The following is a 16567-nucleotide window of genomic DNA, read 5'->3' on the forward strand; positions in this document are numbered from 1 at the left end:
GTTATTTAGCCTCCTTTCTGTCTGAGCCATCTACTTTATACACTTTGCATAATAAGCCTCTGTTCGCCCAGCTTCCACTTAAGGGGTCACAATCTTCATCTGCAGTACTCGTTAAGACATTGGTATTGGATTCAAGGCAACCACCGAGTTCTGGGTCACGCATTTCGCGTTCTGGATACCACCAACCCCGTTCCGTGAATACCGTACCCGGCCGAATCCCTTCCGTTAGGCTGGCTTTTTGTTTGATCCGTCCTCGCTTCGTTTCGATCCATACCCAATCGTCTTCTTGAATCCCATATTCCGCTGCTGTATCTGGATTGATCTCCATGTGAGGCTCATGACGGATGAACCGCAGTTCTTTAATTTGGAAGTGCTCAGAATGATGGAAAGGCATTACGCCTGCTCCTGTCGTTAGGACCAAGGGAAATTCCTTTGCCAGTTCCGGGTGATCGATTTCATTTTCAACCGGTGGAATATATTGCGGCAGTGGTGAATATCCGAGTTCTTCAAGTACGCTTGAGTAGAGTTCGACTTTACCCGATGGTGTAGCAAATCCACCCTTTTCTTTATATTTGAAGTATTCTCTTTCGGGGAAGTGCGCACGGTAAAACTCGACAAACTCATCGAAGCTTTCTACTTCATACCCTAAGTCTTTAATACGGTAGAAGTATGCATCTTCTAAGGTTTCCCAAGGCCAGTGTTCCTTCTGCCCCATCCTTACTCCTAAATCACGCCAGAATTCAAAGTCGGTGCGACGTTCGTACATCGGCTGAATCGCTCGTTGTGAACACATTAAGAAGTCGGAGCATCCATAGGTTGAGGTGATGGTTGGGCGCTCAAAAGATCCGGCGATGGGCAGGACATAATCGGAAAGCATTGCGGTAGGCGTTAACCAATAATCGCAAGTGACGAGGAAATCAACAGCTTTTAGGGCTGCTAGCGTTTTTTTGCTTTCTCCATAGGAGTTTACTGGATTTGTCGCGGAAACCAGCAAGGCTTTAACCGGGTAGGGTTTCTCGGTCAGAATTGCATTGTACACACTGGGTGGATGAGCCTCGCACATCCATTCTGCTGTAGGAGCCTTGCCCCAATATTTCTTCGTTATTTCAGCGATACGGCTATACCCTGGCCACGTCACCAGTTTGAAACGGTCTGAACCCAGTTGTTTGCCTCTTTGTTCTTCTGTGAGAAACTCATTGAGTTCCATTTCTTCATCGGTAACAAAGTCTTTGCTAGGGCCCGTTAAGAGGTCTGCACCAGGACAATCCAAATTACCGGTAATAGCTCTTAGAATGGCTCTCGCCTGCATGGCTGATCCCGCTGGTTTACCTATTTGGTCGATCGCAACACCCCATTGGATATTACCGGGTCTATTCATCGCATACATCTGAGCGCCTTTACGAATCAGATCGGCACTCAACCCTGTCAGGGGTTCAGCCCACTCCGGAGTAAAATCTGCCACATGTTCTTCTAATTCATCGAAACCTACGCAATTGTCTCCAATGAAGTCATAATCGCATAAGCCTTCATAGATGATGACATTAATCCAGGCAAGGGCTAAGGCTAGGTCAGAGCCTGGACGCAAAGGCAGCCATAAATCGGCTTTAGCAGCAGTCTCTGTAAAACGCGGATCGATAACGATGAGCTTGAGTCCTTGTGCTTTTAGAGCACTAATTCCGCTCATTTCGGGTAAAGTGGAAGACCCTGGATTTTGCCCCCATAATACCAAACAGCGACTGAGTCCCAAGTCAATTTCAAAAGGACTCCAACCATAAATAGCTGTCTCTACCATAAAGGTAGGTATCCAGCACAAATGCGAATTATGGAAACCATTGGGGCTGCCATAGAGATTCATAAAACGGCGACGAGCCCAATCATCTGTACGTGCTGTGCCGCCAGCTGTGGCCACTGCCTCAGCGCCAAACTGATCACGGATAGCTTCAAGTTTCGTTCCGATTTCGTCTATAGCCTGCTCCCAGGTGATTCTTTCCCAAACGCCTGCTCCCCGTTCTCCTTTGCGTTTCAATGGGAAATTGACTCTTGCCTCATGATCCAGATGGATCATATTGACATTACCACGACAACACAAGCCGCCTGTGTTGGTGGGGTACTCCGGGTCCCCTTCGAAGTGCAGAACCTTACCGTCTTTGACATAAACTAAGCAGCCACAGTTCTGATGACAAAAATAGCAGCATGCTTTTTTGACTTCGATTCCTTCTTGTTCCAAATCAATATTTTTGTTCATTTGATGCCTCCTGTGTTGAATTTGAAGTTCTTTGAGAAATGACTTTGTCTATCTTAATCAGGATCTTCTAATAACTTTTCCCAAATATCTAATGCATTAGATCCCAAGAAAATTTCAGCAGCTTTATTTTTTACTTCACTATAATCTTCTTCAAAACCCAGCAGAACATTGAGTGCATGCCTAACCTTCAAACCAGATGACATATTTGCAAAATTAAGTACACAGGCATGACAATAGGCAATCATGGTATCAGCGCCAGCCTCCGCTGCTTCTAATAAGCCCTGCCTTTCATGCTCTTCGGACCACTCCGGGCGGAAATGCCCCATTTGTCCACTACTTCCGCAGCAGATTGAATTTTTTCCTCTATGTCTCATCTCAACTATGTGACAATCGACACTATTTAGTGCCTCTCTAACCTGAGTAGCAAAGATACCCTCAAAACGGTCTGGACACGAATCGTGTACAGTATAAATACCATTACCTCGATTGGAACTAAAAGAATCTTTTAAGGCTTCATATACTGTCAAAAGCTCGATATTCTGAATGCTTGGGGTCTTTTTAAATTGGTAATAACAATTAGGACATGCAATCACAAATCGTTTGACACCTAAACTGCTTGCTTTCTCTTTTATCCCCTCTTTAATTTTATCTCCACGCTCGGGAAGGCCGATCTGATACATTGGCAAACCACAACATTCAGTAAATAATACGGGATTGTGATATAATTCCGACAATCTATAATATACCTGCCTAGTGAGCTCCGGTGAATAGGTCATCATCGTACACCCTGGAATGAAAGCTGTATCTGACTGCGACGACATGTTTATGTCAGTATAATCAACACCATAGTATTCCCTATAGATACTCATCACGTTTTCAGTGCGATCCGGAAACAGATAGCGGTATTCATTAGCATCTATCTCGTTATTGGCCACAGCTTCTATCCTTCTTTGCTCAAACATCCGATAGGGGCTAAGGCCTAAAGGACAAACCGCTTCACACTTTCCGCAAAGGGCACAAGAAAAAGCCTCATTGCAAGTAACCCCTCTAAAGGCAATGGAAGCCGGATCTTCGTCTATTTCGGTCAATATGCGGCAACTTTCTTCACATGCCTTGCAACCAGTACATTGTTCAATTATCACGTGTGCCCCACCTTGTTTTTTATTATTATCCACTTTTTTTACACCTCCTTTGATAATTTTCATGATTGAGGCACCATATTGAAACTATAAAAATTTATTCTTAGGAAATTTTATATTGGATGCCATACTCTTGTAATTTTCGATACAAGGTTGACTTATTTGTTCCCAGAATTTGCGCAGCTAGCGATACCTTATATTTAGTTTTTTCCATAGCACTTTCTATAGCTACTTTTTCCATTTCTTTAAGGTTTGAATGCGACAATAACTGATTCTCATTTGATCTGGAAAATGTATTTTTTTTTGAAGTAATGTAGCTAGGCATATTTTCTATGTTAATGGTATCTCCTTTTGTTTTGTTAATTGCAAAAATCATAGCGTTATGCAACTGACGTACATTTCCGGGCCAATCGTATTCCAGAATTTTTTGTTCCACTGCCCTGCTTAGCTTAAGTGGCTTTCGTCCCTTTTTCCAGCAATACCTCTCAATAAAATAATGACTGAGAATTTTGGAATCCAGTTCCCTTTCCCGCAGGGGTGGAATATTAACGGGAAAAACCGATAAGCGATAATAAAGATCTTCACGAAAAAGTTTATCTTCTACCATTTGGGATAAATCTTTATTAGTAGCTGCCACTATAGTAAAGTCAACTTTTTTATAACGATGCCCTCCGATACGTATAATCTGCTTGTCTTCTAATACCCGCAATAGCGTGGCTTGTAATGAAAGAGACATGTCGCCAATTTCATCTAAAAACAATGTGCCACCTTCAGCCAATTCAAATTTTCCGCACCGCCCGCTGCGTTCTGCACCGGTAAAACTTCCACCTTCATATCCAAATAATTCACTCTCCACCAATTCTCTGGGCAACGCTGCACAGTTTATAGCAATAAATGGCCCATTGGGACAGCGATGGTTGTGAATAGCCTGGGCAAACAATTCTTTTCCGGTACCGCTTTCGCCAACTAAAAGTATATTCTCATCGGAATCAGCAAACATTTCTGTTGCTGCGATTGCCTCTTGCAACCTCCAGCTTTCTCCAATAATATCTTTAAATTGGAATTTTGCTATTACTCCAGCCCTCTGCGTAACTGACCTATTTATTATTGATCCTTGATTTAACCATAAAACGGCCAGTGTTGCTTTGTTGGTATTTCTATTTAACACTGGCTGCATACTGATGAGGTAAGACTGCTCACAATGGTCAGCCAGGATCTTTTCTTCTTCATCAACTATATTCTCGCCATCCGCAAATCTTTGTAACAAGCAAGAATCTTTGTCTAAAAATTCACTGATATTCCTGTTTTTCACCTGATCTACTTCCAGTCGCAGAAGTTTACGGCCATTATTATTGATATTTAAAATATTCCCTTGGCTATCAATAATAATGACTCCCTCATTCCTCTTTTCTGTGTCATGGTCCAACAGTGTTTGTATTAACGTCACCATTTCTGCTTCCCCTGAACCAAAACTCATCTGTCATCACTCCTATGTCGGATAATATAGCTAAAAATGCAGCATTTACAAATTTACTATCAACCACAATTTACTGACCAACTTAACTTTTTTGGTCAATACCAATCGGTTCATGATTTCAATGATGTATAGTATCCATATCCAAAAGGGAAACCGCTAACTATTGTAAGCGGCTTCATAGCTAGTCTATCTACTCTCCGTTTTTTAATTACTTTCAGCCGCTCCTACCTCTCTGGTAAAAAAGTATTTTTTGTGAGGGTGATGTCAAGGGACTCCGGCTTCGTCTCCGATGAACGGCTTTGCTCGCCCTTGACATCTGCTTACAAAACACATGAATTTAACAAATTTGACCTTTAAGAAAGGAGACCTAACTTAGTACAGTTATAAATGTGTCTTGGGAACGGGAGCATGATAAACGGTCTCCCATAGGAATAGCAAAATGTTAGTTCTATATTCGACTTCCTAATAAAATACTCCGCTCAAAACAATTGTTACAATCAGTGCAATTGTCTGTCCAACAACGGCAACATGAAACATGTGACGATAAGCTGTCTTATGAGACAATGCCATGGCAGCAAACATACCGAACATGGCGCCGGAGTTGGGCAAAGCACCATAAGTGGATGCACTGATAGAAATAACTCTGTGCAGTACCTCTGGGTTTACCCCTGCAGCAAGATAAGGAGCCAAAAAGTATTGAGTTACTATTCCTAAGGCACCACTACCAGACCCTATGATAGCAGCCAGTACTCCGGAAAGAGTAGCAGCTGAAACCAAGGGACCACCTGGCATATTTGCAATAGCATTATCAATAATTTGAAAGCCTGGAGCAGCAGCTACTACTGCACCAATACCAACAGCAACCGAGGTATACAAGATTGGCTGTAAGGAGCTTTGGGCCCCACTGCTTAATACCTTACTATGATTTTCGATATACCCTCGAAACAGTATTGCCGCCAGTAGAATAGCCGTAATTAAGCCGATATAAATTACATTGCTGATATGAGCCATACTGCCACCAATAATGATAACAATTAAGGTAGCCAAAGGGATGATAGCCTGCCCGAAATTTGGAAGTTTTTTGCCTTGCACTATTTCATCTTCTACTAGGCAGTCATAAACCTCTCCTTTAGCAAGAGATTTTTTGACCTGTCCGTTCATATACCAGATAGCATAAGCTAGGGTAACTATACTCGCAATAATACCCAAAGGAGCGGCAGCGGTCAAAGGAGTACCCATTGCCTGGGCAGGGATAACATTCTGCAGGCCGGGAGTACCTGGCAACATAGCCATAGTAAATGATGTCATACCGGTAGCAAAAGGGATAACAAATAAATGCCAAGAGAGATTAAATTCTTTGAAAAGAGGCCTTGCCAGCGGAATAACAGCAAACATGACCACAAACATGGAAACGCCGCCATAAGTAAGAATAGTGCCAATTAAAGTAATTCCCAGCAGCATTTTCATCGGGCTATCCTTGCCTACAACCTTAATTAGACTGTTAGCAATTGATTTTGCTGCACCGCTTTCTTCCATATATTTTCCTAACAATGCACTCAGAAGAAAGATCATCAAATTCTTTGTGACAAAGCCTCCCACTCCGGACATGTAGGAGAATTTAGGGTCGGTAAGGAAAAACTTTACAATATCCATATTGTTGGTAACAATAATAATCAACGCGCACAAAGGAGCGGTTACCATAACGCTATAAGAACGCATGGAAAGTGCGATGAAGAAAATCAGGGCTATAACGATGCCTAGAACTCCCAACCATTCCATAAGAATGCCTCCTCTATTTTTTGGATTATTAACTTTTCAACTAAAAAAATATTTTCTTTTCCGGATTAGCCAACTTTAAAGTACAGCCCCGTATTGGCCGGGGATGCACTTTAAAGCGGATCTGGTACTAATTTTTCAAAAATCTGCCACTACTTCTTAAGCTCTTCTTTGCATTCGCGACATTGGGTTTGGGTTGGGGGATTTAATTTGCCGCATTTGGGACACTTTATAGGTTTTTGGGCACTTGCTGGTCTAAAGCACATATGCAATATACTCCTTCTAGTCAATTTTTTATCCAATATCGTTGCGGGTAACTCTCATTAACTCCATGTTCGTAGTGTGTTTCATTTGCAGCTTATTTCTCTTTACTGTCCCCTCCTTGATATTGCTGACATCTTCAATGCTTTCAAATAGAGTTCCGATATTCCCGCGCTTTTGGGATAAGGCAACCGCTTTAACACTATCATAAGGAACCAGTTGTTTTTTGGGAGGATTGGGTTTTAAAAGGTAAGCTGGCCTTGTAATTCCCGGGTCAGGCATTTCGTCCAATTGTCTTAAATCACCATATTTTTCTGCCAGCATATCAACCGGGCCAAAGTCAAAGGCACGCAGTGGACAGGAGAGTACGCAGATCGGCTTTTCTCCCTGCTCTAACCGGTCAATACACATAGTACATTTGCTCATTTTGGTGCCAGGTGCATCATTGGCAAACTTCGGTGCTCCATAGGGGCAAGCATCAAAGCACTGGCGGCAACCTTGACATTTTTCCTGATCGACCAAGACTGCCCCATACTTGTCTTCTTTAAAAATAGCTTTATTTGAACAAGCCTCAACACAAACTGGGTTTTCGCAATGTCCGCAAGAAAAGGCTAAATTGTGGATACGTAAATCCGGATAATAGCCTTTTTCCCATTCGTAGACCGTCATCCATTTTTCCGGTCCCGGTTCCAGTCCATTCCAGTCTTTACAGGCTACACTGCAAGCTTGGCAAGCGTAACAACGGCTCTGGTCAAAAAAGGTACCATATTGGGTCATTAGTTTTCACCTCCGTCTTTCTCAATTTCCACTAGTCCGGCAGTTAACAAAGCCCCTAATGCGTGTGGCAAATGGGTATCTCCAATAAGCAAGTTACATGCTCCACGCGTATCAACACCAAAAGGATTGAGTTCAGTTTTTACATCATTAGGTTGATACCATCCCCCATGGTGTACAGCAACCGTTCCTGGCATTGTCCGCGATGTTACATAGGCTGGAATAATCATTTCACCGTATTCATTAAATACTCGAACTTTGTCTCCATCTTTGATCCCTCTTTGCTCGGCATCAACTGCACTGATCCATACAGCATGGCGATAGCAGTCATCTCTGAGGAGAGGGTTGTTATCATTACTGGAGTGTTGACGATAAGTAGAAACAGGTGTCACTAGCGATAAAGGATACTTCGCAGTTTTTGGATGGTAAAAACTATCATTGGCGGGTTCAGTCATGTAAGTAGGTTCCCAGCGCGGAATTGAATCTAATTGTCCACGCCATTTCGTTTGACTTAGATCCGTGTTTTCGATATAAGTAGATGAGAATTCAATTTTACCGGTCGGAGTCTCAAATGGGTTTTCTCCTGCTTCCACTTTGTTTTTATAAGGATAGAACGGCTCATCAATAGGAATACGAACTATAGGCTTTTTAATAAATTCTTCCCAGGGCTTAGGTTCAATCTCTAACATTTCCAGCCAGCCATCTTCGTCATTAGCCCAGATTTCGTAAGCTTCTTTATAAAGGTTTGTTACCTCTTCATCCCATTTTTCTAAAGGAACGTTTGCCAGGCGAGGATTATATTTCTCAGCAATTCCCAGTCTTCTTGCTAACTCGGTATAGACCCAATCCTTAGGACGAACTTCTCCCGGCGGATCTATTGCCTTACCACAGTAAACAAAGTAGTTTCTCATGCCGCTTGGTCCGGAAATGAAGCGTTCATTTCCATATAAGAATTTATCCATCGTCTCAAAGGCATGGACTGGGGCAGGTAAGACAATGTCCATAAACTCAGCTGTCGGTTGATTGGTATGCCACTGAAAGCCCCATGAAAACTCCATCTTGCTGAAAGCTTGCATGCGTTTGTTGGTATGGTGATGATTATTAGCATAGTTATTTTCAAAGATAATCATCTTGATATTAGGCAGAGGTGCTCCCGGGGGCGCCCCTATGGCTCGCTGGAATTCTTCCTCTGTTATTTCTCCATTGTCGAACTTTTCTCTGCAGATAATTGTTTCCGTAAGTTTGTTATTATTGAAGAGAATAGGGGGCTTATACTCATGGGGTGCGGTTTGCCAATCTACTCTCGGAATCGGAATCCGTGGAGGAGTAACTAAACTACAGCCTGTTTGACAACCACCAGGGATGCTTAAGTTTCCCGTCATGGCCTGCAAGAGCATAGCTGCTGTGGCAGAATACTCTCCCAAGTGTCTTTTCGCAGGTGCGTAATAGAATTGGAGATGGACAGGCTTACTTTCGGCAAACAACTTGGCAAAAGCATAAATTGTTTCAGCAGGAACTGTGGTAATTTCTTCAGCCCATTGCGGTGTTTTAGGCTGGCCATCTTCTAGTCCCATAACATAAGCCCTATATTTCTCAAAGCCATTAGGCTCGACCCATTTGTCCACATATTCGTGATCGTAAAGGTCTTCGTCAAATAGGACATAGGCAATTGCTAAAAGCATAGCTAAGTCAGTTCCTGGTCTGATAGGAATCCATTGGTCTGCTAACACTTCGGCACTTGCAGTGTAGCGTGGATCGATACAAATGATCTTAGCCCCACTTTCACGAGCTAGCTTCATATAATAAGACACTGATCCAAACCAGCCTACTACTGGATCCATTCCCCACATGACAATCAATTTGGAATTAAAAAGATCAGGTGCCTCAAAGCCAACCATTACATCGCTTTCGCCTTTGACCATCGATTTGATAATATCAAAACCCAAATGATACTTTTCCCCTACCGTGTGACCGGAAGTGGAATGATCTCCCCAGCAGGCAAAGCCAGCTCCGAACCAGGGTGCTAAGGGGAAACCACATTTTTCGAAGGAGCAATACTGACTGTGGAAAATACTATAGGGTCCGTATTTTTCCTTGATTTCAACTAGTTTTTCAGTAATTGTGTCTAAAGCTTCTTCCCATGAAATTCTGACAAAATGACCATTGCCGTGTCCTTTTTTGCCAATACGTTTCATCGGATAAAGAATTCTCGTAGGGCTATCTAGTTCTTTTTTCCAGGCATGCCCCATCGAACACGGTCTCATCTGAACCATTCCCTGCATTAACCCATCTTCACCGATATCTTCTCTGGCATCTCCTGGATTAACACTATCATCAGGTTCTATAGAAACAATTTTTCCATCTTTTACCTGGCAACGAATGATACAACTTGAGTCCCAACAACCATTTTGCGTACAACTTGTGTAAACATATGTTGAACCATCATGCCTCTCTTGTAATTTATTTATGATTTGTTCTTTTCCCAATGCCATCCCTCCATATTTCTTACGTACTGTCCCGATGTCGCTAATCAGTTGATCTTTATTGATTATCACACTCCCTTGAAATGGTTTTGGAAAATTTCCTGTCCCACACCCATAATTATCAATAAAAGAAATCGAACTTCAATACGTTGAAGCAAATTGGCAGATCTGTTTTCTTACCAAGCTAGTTAATATATCTTGCTAACAGAAAATACTTACAGCCGGTGTACTTCTTTTTAACACCAACAGTATAGTAGCGGCAGTTTTTTGCAGTAAGATCCAAAAATCGTCAGGAAAATAAAAAAAGCTCCCCCACTAAGCGAGGAGAGTTTTGTTGGAGAAATAATCGTTATAATAATGTTTTTTAGATTTCTTCAAAATAATTCTTAGGAAAGTGATCCTGTATAAATTGAATAAAGGCTATTGCTTCTAACGATAGTTCTTTCATTTTATAATAAACTAGGTTTACTTGATAATAAACAGGTTCGGTCTTTATATCCAGGCTAATGATATGGGGATTATTTAAATATTTCTTAGCAACTACAGCAGGAAACCAGCCATATCCCAAACCGCTTTGTACACCCTCTAGCATAGCCTCATAAGTATCTAGACGGGCAACCACATTATAGTCGTGCAACCCATTACCATGATGTTTACGAAAATGTTGGTCACCTATAAGATGTCGTCCAGATTCCCATTCATAAATAATCATAGGTAAGGGAAACAATTCAGCAACATCTACCGGCTGCCTCAGCATATTCCAAGGAGGAAGATTTGGAGCCAGACAAACCAGCCTTTTATAGCCCAGTAGTTGGCAGTGAAAATCATTATTAACACATTGATCTTCAATAATAGAAAAATCGATTTGCGAATTGTACATTTTCTCAAATAGCTCAGGCTCATAGCCTACGTCCAGGTGAATTTTTGAGTCAGGGTTCTTGTTATAAAATGCTTTGATAAGGCTAGGAAGAAGATGAGTGCCATCAGCGTAACTGGCACCGATAGTTAAAGTAGGGATAAATGTTTCTTTTAGAGCCGCCATTTTCTGGTCCATTTCATTATTGATTTTAATAAAACGCATAGCATATTCGGTGATAATTCGCCCTGCTTCAGTCAATGTAACGCCCTGTGAAGTACGGTTATAAAGTTTTACCCCATACGTGGCTTCGAGTGATTCGATTTTGTTACATACTGCCGGACGAGACATGTGCAATATTTTAGCTGCCTGGGAAAAACTTTTAGTTTTCGAAATAGCTGTGAAAATTTTCATTTCTTCTAAAAGCATTTCATCATTTCCTTCCGCGACTTCTTTAATTATCAATTATAATGTAAATGTTTTTTTATGCAAAGGCTAATAATTGGTACATAAAATTACTTTACTAAAGTCTCTGACCTTGCCTTAAAATATTAAACAAACAAATTACGTAAATCGGACTTAAATCGCCATGTTTTCTGAAATCTGCAAAACAAAATTAAGAAAATCGATAGAAGGTGAAATATATATTTATTACCCTGGTAATAAAAAACTGCCACTTCTTCCACAAGCTTTCTTGAGAAAAATACAAGTCTGTCTTACAATTATATCTGTCGACAGATATAATTGTAAGTGTAATCACTTTCACAAACAACAGGGTAACACTGGAAATAACCTGTCCCACCTTTTTTAGCATGTCTGAATCTTAATAATCACAATGACTAAAAAGGGAGGTTATTTAGCCGTGGCAGAACAAAATAGAACTTCTGAGGTTTCCCTATTTGAAAAAGTTCCGGAAGACCAACGTCTACATTGGACTGGTATTGGTGCGATATTATCAGGGGTGGTCTCCAGTCTTTCCAAGCTGATGGGCGGTGGTCTGGTAGCTTTTTATGCAGGAACTAAGCTTGGTACAGTCGCCTGTATTCTTACATTTTTTCTAAGTATCTTCCTCACGTATCTCGTCGGTAAGATTACTTATCGAGAGGGTCTGCCTAACAATGTAGCTTCTCGCGCTTATGTATTCGGGACGAAAGGTTCAATTGTTGGTTCTATTATCTGGATATTTTTGTTGGTCGGCGTTCTGGCAGTTGGAACTGTTCAGTTAGGTAATGCCATTATTTATTATTTCCAGTGGAGTGAAACCATGCTAGTTAAATATGTACTTTTTAGCTTCATCTCACTCATTTGGATATTGTGTTCGTTATTCGGAGTTAAAGTTATTGCTAAACTAAATGCCCTTTTTGTCGCTGCTTTGTTTGCCCTGCTGATCTATATGGTTGTATCGATGGCTATGGATAGCAGCCTGACTACTGCCTTGACTCATGGCATAATGCTACCTGGGGTTGACCCTGCTAAAGGCTTCAGCGTAGCTTTTAATACCTGTGCTATGACATCAGGACTATTAGCACTATTTGCATCTGATTTCACCAGATTCGCCAAAAAGGAAAAAGACCTGTTTGCTATTTCCGTGACAGGTAGTGTTTTTGCCATGGCAACATACTTCTTTGGAGCTTTGCTAACTTATTTTGGTTTTGAAAAGTCAGTACAATATTTTATGTCGTTGGGAATGGATCAGGCTTCTGCGTCTCATGCCGCCATTACTAATCCAGGCGTGACTTTAGTACTGGCAGTAGGTTTCTTTGGCCTGGTTGTTATATGTCTTTCCCAAACCAAAGTGGAGACATCTAATTCGATTGGAGGTTCCAATGCAGTATCCAATCTGGCCCACGCAGGCTTTGGGGTAAAGCTGAAATGGCCTACTGCTGTAATTATCGCCAATTGTATAGGACTCGTTTTCATTTTGGGTGGGATATTGGACAAAATAACCCTGTTTTTTAGCTTCGGAAGTATTTTAACGATATCCTGGTGTATTCTGATGATTGTTGATTATTATATCGTACGCGGAATGTTGAAAATCGGTACGCAAGGCATCTCTTCACTGGATGAAATTGAAGCTGTAAACTGGCGAGGAGTGGCTACCATTTTTATTACAGCCATTGTCAATGCCGTACTTTATTCTGCCGGGATTATTTTGGTTCCTTTTGTTCTCGTTGTTCCTATGACAGCAATCCTTTACATAGGGTTTAGTCTGATATGGCGCAAGAAGGTAATAGCTGATGAACTTCGTAGAAAATCAATTCCTGCTTAACCCATAAACCATAGCTTTTGTAAGATCAAAAGCGAGAACATTGAATATACTTACATTATAGTCCTAAAAAACAAAGATGAAGATATCGTGTAATATGTGAAATGCTCCCCTTCCAGTGACAGATAAAATATATGTCACTGGAAGAGGAGCATTTCTATGTTGGCTTCCAAGTTAATATCCCCTGGCTATTTAACCAGGACTTTTGTTCATAATTCACCGCCTTCACATTCATTTGACAAAGAACCACTACTTATACATTCCCATCTTTTCTCATACTCTCTTGTACTTGAAACTTCATCTTTAAATTTGGGGGCACCTTGTGATAATTATTTAGAATGGAACCGCTCTGCAAGCGATTGGAGAGACGTAACCTCCTCAACATCCATATGACTAGGAAGTACGAGTTGAATCTGAGCGTAGAGGTCCCCCGTCTGACTAGGGTTCTCTAACCGCGGCATTCCTTTTCCTTTCAGTCGCAATTTGCTCTTTGCTTGAGTCTTAGGGGGAATCTTTATACGTACTTCACCGTTTAAGGTTTTGACACTGACCTCTCCACCCAGTACAGCTGTATAGAAGTCAACTGGAACCTCGGTCGTTAAGTCATCACCTTCGCGGATCAGAGAGGCATGTGTTCTAACAGTAATCAGAAGATAGAGATCCCCAGCGGCTCCCCCTCCTAATCCTGGACCACCTTGCCCCGCTAAGCGGACTTTCGAACCCGTTCGTACCCCTTTGGGAATTTTGGCTTGAATCTGTTTTCCACCCGTATCAATGACTCGAGTAGTACCCTGATAGGCCTCTTCAAGCGTTACTGTAACTTCTAATTCCAGGTCCTGCCCGGCATGAGCACGGGCTGGACGCCGACCACGTTGTTGCCCCAGCGGATCACCCATACCAAAGATCGTTGAGAAAAAATCTGAGAAGCCTCCACCTCCGGAGAAACCTCCCCCACCCAATCCTGAATCGCCAAACATCTCAGCGAATTCCTCAGGTGTCATCGTCCTCGTGTAGGTACCCTCACCAGGTTGCGCTTGCCAACGATTCCAATCAAAATCCCCGCTCCCGCCACGCCTTTTCCAGGCCTCATAATTCTGAGCCAGCTCGTCATATTTACGGCGTTTTTCAGGATCACTAATGGCCTGATACGCTTCAGAGATATCTTTAAACTTTTCTTCTGCTTCTTTATTTTCAGGGTTGACATCTGGATGGTATTTCTTCGCGAGTTTCTGATAGGCTTTTTTGATGGTTTTGTCATCGTCATTCTTTTTTACACCTAGTATGGAGTAATAATCTTTAAAATCCATAAGTCACCCCTCATCTCAAGAAAATAATCACTACACTTACATTATAAGATTATTTAACGCGAAGGTCAATAATGGTCAGACTTCCTGTTGTCCTTTTTTTGCCCTTTATTGACCCTTTAGGTAGGTACACTCTACCTAGGAATAAGTATTTCAATCCACTTTTCGAGTAAGTATTACAATCTACTTTTTGAATAAGTATTTCACGCTGCCTTTTGAATATGTACACTTAGCCAGTAAAACGTTCGAAGAAACAAAAAAGGGCTTGCCTCGACGAGGTAAGCCCTAAAGCTTTGATCAAAGTTCTTTTCTGTAGAGCGCTTATTCCTAATACACCCATCTTTTGCGCTAGCCTAGTTAATCAATTCCTTCTACTTAAGTTATCTGTCCGCTTTGCTTACCTTCCGAAGTCGTCCTTTAATCGGAGTGTTTTGCAGCGCTTTTAGCACCAGCTCTCCTTTATTGTTTAGGATTTCGACGAAAGTTGAAATATCCAAGATATTGATAATCCCTATATCTGCTGCTGTTATGCCTTCGAGACTACAAAGAGTGCCGACGATATCGACCGGTCTCATCTTTGTTTTCTTACCAGCATTCACATGGATTTTCATGATCTCAGCGCCCAGCTGTACGCCTTTCGCTTCTTTGAATTCTGGTAAGGTATTGTTCTTTGAGATGAATTCTTCTTCTGACTGTTGCACTGTTCCCTCTTCAGGTTTTTCCTTCAAGGGAATCGCTCTTCCGATATAGTTTTCGATATCCATTAAAAACTTATCTTCGTTTTTGGTAACAAACGTAATGGCCTTCCCCAGCTTATTTACGCGACCTGTTCTTCCGATCCGATGGACATAGCTTTCCCTGTCATAGGGGATATCGTAGTTGATGACCAAGGTTATGTCCTCGATATCTAGACCTCTCGCCGCAACATCTGTTGCTACGAGATACCTGAAAAGCCCTTGCTTAAAATGATTCATAACGTTCAATCGATCTCGTTGTTCCCTGCCACCATGTAGTTTTTCACAGGAATAGTTCAGCTTCACAAGTTCATCGTAAACCTCATCCACCGTTTGTTTGGTATTACAAAAGATTATGCAGCTATCCGGGTTTTCGACAATCGTTATCTCTCTCAGAAGTCGCATTTTATCTACCGGGTCGACACGATAGCTTTCCTGAGAGATCCGATCTGCCGCTGGATTTTGTTCTTCAATTTCCACTCGGATTGGTTTTTCCATGATCTTGCTACATAAAACATTGATATCTTGGGGCATGGTCGCAGACAGTAGCAAGGTCACACGTCCTTGGGGCAAGCGGGTAATGATGCTTTCGATTTGCTCGATGAAGCCCATATTCAGCATTTCATCAGCTTCATCGATGACTAGATATTTTATCTTGGATGTATCCAGGGTCCCTCTTTCTATATGATCGATCAACCGTCCCGGAGTTCCAACCACGATATGCGTTTTTTGTTTGAGTTCCTTCTCCTGAGCCTGGAAAGGATACTGCCCATAAACAGCCGCTACTTTCAACCTTTTAAATCTGCCGATATGAAACATGTCTTCTCGGACTTGAACGGCTAGTTCTCTGGTGGGTGTAAGCACTAAAGCTTGCGGTTTATTCTCTTCCCAATCCACTAATTCACAGATAGGAATAGCAAAGGCTGCCGTCTTTCCGCTTCCCGTTTGAGACTTAACGATAATATCCTTTTGTGCCAATACAGCAGGTATCACCTGCTCCTGAACTTTGGTAGGATGGTTGAAATTTAACAAGCCAATGGCTTTTAATACGTCGCCACTTAATGGATACTCATTGAAATTGCCCTTGCTCATTTAGTCATCTCTTTCATCATCATTATATTTACGCTTGAGCCAATGCCTTCAAGGCTTCCCAATACATTCCTGACATTATTCCAGTCTTTCAACCCGTAGGAGGTATGCTAAAGCTCCTTTAATCACACTATAGAAATTCCGAAACGAATTTTTGATAGGT

The 16567-nt window shown here is 41.8% G+C and carries 10 protein-coding genes; 1 reads left to right on the forward strand and 9 read right to left on the reverse strand.

The window, feature by feature from the left end; all coding sequences use genetic code 11:
- Nucleotide 1: 1 nt before the first annotated feature.
- From ACZ42W_RS12570 to ACZ42W_RS12600, 7 genes are all read right to left on the reverse strand, one after another.
- Nucleotides 2-2245, reverse strand: a complete 2244-nt coding sequence (locus tag ACZ42W_RS12570) for a molybdopterin-dependent oxidoreductase (RefSeq protein ID WP_464165691.1) — start codon at nt 2243-2245, stop codon at nt 2-4.
- Between the two features lie 53 nt (nt 2246-2298).
- Nucleotides 2299-3450 carry a (Fe-S)-binding protein gene (locus ACZ42W_RS12575; protein ID WP_464165692.1) on the reverse strand — a complete coding sequence of 384 codons (1152 nt, stop codon included), beginning with the start codon at nt 3448-3450 and terminating at the stop codon, nt 2299-2301.
- Nucleotides 3451-3487: 37 nt separating this feature from the next.
- On the reverse strand, nt 3488-4861 hold the full coding sequence (locus ACZ42W_RS12580) for a sigma-54 interaction domain-containing protein (RefSeq protein WP_464165693.1): 1374 nt from the start codon (nt 4859-4861) through the stop codon (nt 3488-3490).
- A gap of 462 nt (nt 4862-5323) precedes the next feature.
- A complete protein-coding gene (locus ACZ42W_RS12585; protein WP_464165694.1) occupies nt 5324-6640 on the reverse strand; it encodes a GntP family permease in 1317 nt (438 codons plus the stop codon).
- A 291-nt stretch (nt 6641-6931) separates the two neighbouring features.
- Nucleotides 6932-7675: a 4Fe-4S dicluster domain-containing protein gene (locus ACZ42W_RS12590; RefSeq protein WP_464165695.1), complete on the reverse strand. Its 744-nt coding sequence runs from the start codon at nt 7673-7675 to the stop codon at nt 6932-6934.
- Nucleotides 7675-10227 (reverse strand): molybdopterin-containing oxidoreductase family protein, encoded by a 2553-nt coding sequence (locus tag ACZ42W_RS12595; RefSeq protein ID WP_464165696.1) that lies wholly within the window; start codon nt 10225-10227, stop codon nt 7675-7677. The genes ACZ42W_RS12590 and ACZ42W_RS12595 overlap by 1 nt, the downstream gene beginning before the upstream one ends.
- A 292-nt stretch (nt 10228-10519) precedes the next feature.
- Nucleotides 10520-11440 carry a LysR family transcriptional regulator gene (locus tag ACZ42W_RS12600; protein WP_464165697.1) on the reverse strand — a complete coding sequence of 307 codons (921 nt, stop codon included), beginning with the start codon at nt 11438-11440 and terminating at the stop codon, nt 10520-10522.
- Nucleotides 11441-11873: 433 nt separating this feature from the next.
- Here ACZ42W_RS12600 and ACZ42W_RS12605 point away from each other — a divergent pair, with 433 nt between their 5' ends.
- Complete coding sequence (locus ACZ42W_RS12605; RefSeq protein ID WP_464165698.1) at nt 11874-13280, forward strand: purine-cytosine permease family protein; 1407 nt, start codon at nt 11874-11876, stop codon at nt 13278-13280.
- A 326-nt stretch (nt 13281-13606) separates the two neighbouring features.
- Here ACZ42W_RS12605 and ACZ42W_RS12610 read toward each other — a convergent pair whose 3' ends face one another.
- Together ACZ42W_RS12610 and ACZ42W_RS12615 are read right to left on the reverse strand one after the other, a co-directional pair.
- Nucleotides 13607-14584: a DnaJ C-terminal domain-containing protein gene (locus tag ACZ42W_RS12610; protein WP_464165699.1), complete on the reverse strand. Its 978-nt coding sequence runs from the start codon at nt 14582-14584 to the stop codon at nt 13607-13609.
- A 377-nt stretch (nt 14585-14961) separates the two neighbouring features.
- Complete coding sequence (locus ACZ42W_RS12615) at nt 14962-16407, reverse strand: DEAD/DEAH box helicase (protein ID WP_464165700.1); 1446 nt, start codon at nt 16405-16407, stop codon at nt 14962-14964.
- Between the last annotated feature and the right edge of the window lie 160 nt (nt 16408-16567).

This window comes from Desulfitobacterium elongatum (assembly GCF_055378975.1).